Origin of the sequence: Staphylococcus sp. NRL 16/872 (genome assembly GCF_022815905.2) — a bacterium.
Lineage (GTDB): Bacteria > Bacillota > Bacilli > Staphylococcales > Staphylococcaceae > Staphylococcus.
This window is the reverse complement of record NZ_CP119331.1, coordinates 1-2597: the sequence shown is the minus strand read 5'-3', so window position 1 is coordinate 2597 and position 2597 is coordinate 1. Positions and strand designations below refer to the sequence as shown.

Here is a 2597-nt window from a genome sequence, read left to right as displayed (position 1 = left end):
ATCAACTAATCCAAGGATAGTTAACTGGACGGGAATAGTTACCTATAGTATCAAGACAAGAAGAAACTCGTTTCTAAAGCAAGCAAAAACATCAAAATTTGCTTATAAACAAATAAAAACTAAAGATTCCATTCACCTTCTAAAGGAGAAACATCAACACTAATTTCTCCATAGAAATCCTCATTTACAGTAAAGACATCTCTTTCTCCACACTTCTCACACATTGTATAAACAAAACAACGGTTATTACCTTCACTATAAGGTTTATAAATATTATGTGTGATTCTCGTTATTGGATTTTTACAAGCATTACATTCTAGTTTTACCCTTAATCCAGAGGTAAATTGACTTGATAATTTGTCTTGAATACAATCACCCCCCGTTTATAATTCCATATTACTATTAATATCTATATTCCAAAACCAACCTTCAAAAATAAATAATTGCTTTATTCCAATTGCTTTATTGACGTTGAGCCTCGGAACCCTTAACAATCCCAAAACTTGTCGAATGGTCGGCTTAATAGCTCACGCTATGCCGACATTCGTCTTCAAGTTTAGTTAAGGGTTCTTCTCAACATCAATAAATTTTCTCGGCATAAATGTCGTGCTATAATAGATACACGTCTTCTCTTAGCGTTTCATAGTATTATCCTCGTTTATTATACTTATAATTATAGGGGAAGGCTTAGAGCTATCATTTTGATAGCTCTTTCTTTTTAACACCAAAGATTATTTAGATCCACAAAGCTTTTCAAACCAAAAAGTCATGATATAATGCATATAGCATAATAACTCTTATCCCATTATTAGAAATTTGCTATTAAGACTTTAAAAACCACTCACTAAATTTAGTGAGTGGTTTTTCATTTATATATTCTTCTCAACATCAATAAATTTTCTCAGCATAAATACGTACTTTTGATTTTTATTTTAGCAAACTTTATCATAACTCTTACGAAAATTTTGAATGCCTTTATTTTTAATTTTAAAGGGGCATTTTGAAGAAACACTAAATATTTACGTAGTTTTATATCTAAAATTCTATATAAGCGCTTAAAACACAAATGAGAGCCAAATAAATATATTTTGATTGCACATCACAATTTTTTAGCAAAACCAGTGACGATTTTTAGACACTGCCCAGTTACATGCAAACTAAAATTTTGCATAAAATCCTTCAAAAAGTGATACCGGTTTTTAGTTCCTTCAGGGGCAAATTTCTGTAAAAAATACCGAAATCTTGATTTTGTCCAAAATAAAAATTAAGAGCATAAGGGAAATTTGCCACCTATTAAAAAGGTGGGTCTGGCGAAGCCAGACATTTCAAGTGTTACAAAGATTTCTACTTGGTGCCTAAATTTTGTTTTTGTACCCAAAATGTACCCCTATAAATTGCGTTTGTACCCAAAATGTTCCCCTACATCTTGTGTCTGTACCCAGAATGTACCCAAACATTTTTAGCACTTTTCAATAAAAAAACGCTAGCTTTTTGCTAACGTTTAAGAAAATTTATTTTTATTTTTCTTCGTCAATTTCATCAATCATTTGATGATTAATTTTACTTTTTTCTTCTTCAGTCAAATCAAAAATTTCACTCGCTAAGTATTCTTTTTGATTCCAGTGATAAAAAATTTGATAAATATATTCTGTTGGATCTACTTCTTTAAGATAATCTAAATCTCCATTTTTTAATTTCTTTCTTGCCTCTTTAAACAGTCCAGAATAAACAAGAATTTGTTTTCCCTTAAGAGATTTATAAAATGTATCGAACACTTTTTGATTAATTAAATAGTCGCTATCTTTACCAGAATACTTCGCCATTTCGTATAATTCTTTGTTGTTGTTCTGTTTGATTTTTTGAACATGTACTTGTGTGATTTCATCAATTCCAGTCACATCTCGCCATAAATTCAGCCATTCTTTTTGACTAATATAATATCGTTTGTCTGTAAAATACGATTTGTTAACAGCAATTAAAACATGAAAATGCGGGTTATAGTCATCACGTTCTTTATTGTAAGTAATTTCTAATTTTCTTACATAACCTTTCGTAGCAGAAATTACTTTTTTACGCTTAAACATCTTTTGAAAAGAGTGATTATAAGCTTTAATCTCACTTTCTAAATGCTCCACTGTTACATTTGGTGTCGTAAGTGTTAAAAAGATAAATTGTTTATCTTCTTTTTGCTTAATATATTGCATCATCAAAGATAAACCTAACGCATCTTTTCTCGCTTTTCGCCATGCACATACAGGACAAAATCGATTTTTACATAAATTAGATTTATACAATTTCTGTTTCTCTAATGTTTTATCTGCCACAAAACTCAAGAATGTGTTGCACTCCCTTATCAAATCCATTTGTCCTTCTTTGACATGTCGTTCAATAAATTTCTGAAATACTTGATTTCTCTGTTTTTTCTCAGTATACTTTTCCATATATTAAATCACTGTAAAAACAACTAAGTTGTATACAAAGTTTTATAACAAAAAAGTTGCTTTTTCTCCTTTCATGTAAAGTTTTGGTTTGGTCACCATAAACTCTACTATACTAGGTACGAAAAAGCAACTTTTTTTGCGTTCAAAGACAGTCAT

The 2597-nt window shown here is 30.0% G+C and carries 1 protein-coding gene; it reads right to left on the bottom strand.

The genetic code is table 11. From position 1 onward, the window contains the following. Positions 1–1517: 1517 nt before the first annotated feature. Positions 1518–2441: a protein rep gene (locus MT340_RS12845; protein WP_002499696.1), complete on the bottom strand. Its 924-nt coding sequence runs from the start codon at positions 2439–2441 to the stop codon at positions 1518–1520. Positions 2442–2597: the final 156 nt, after the last annotated feature.

Bases quoted from the DNA above. Each gene is read 5' to 3' on its own strand.
- MT340_RS12845 (WP_002499696.1), bottom strand. From the start codon at position 2,441: ATGGAAAAGTATACTGAGAAAAAACAGAGAAATCAAGTATTTCAGAAA.